Source organism: Sedimentibacter sp. B4 (genome assembly GCF_000309315.1).
Taxonomy (GTDB): domain Bacteria; phylum Bacillota; class Clostridia; order Tissierellales; family Sedimentibacteraceae; genus Sedimentibacter; species Sedimentibacter saalensis.
The window spans coordinates 1-252 of record NZ_CANG01000753.1 but is presented as its reverse complement, the minus strand read 5'-3'; the positions used below and the strand labels follow the sequence as shown (position 1 = coordinate 252).

The 252-nt window shown below is 74.6% G+C and carries 1 pseudogene; it reads right to left on the bottom strand.

The annotated features are described in order from the left end of the window. Positions 1-252: pseudogene (locus tag BN358_RS26915) on the bottom strand (hypothetical protein); the annotation flags it as partial.

The following is a 252-nucleotide window of genomic DNA, read 5'->3' as shown; positions in this document are numbered from 1 at the left end:
CCATTCGCGCGGCCTGCTCCTGGAACCGCCGCGACCGCTGGTGGCTGTCGGTGGCGAGCCCCCGGCTGACCTGGTCGCGCAGGAAGAGGGCAAGGTCGGCCAGGCCGGCATCGACGCGGTCGTCCCGGTCGGCGGCCCGCTTCTCCGCGGCCTGTTCCTGTTCGGGTGTCCGTTCGGTGCCCGCGCGAGGCGCTGCCTTCCTGGCCTCCTGGTCGGCATGCTGCCGGGCCCACTCGGCTGCGAAGTCGGCCG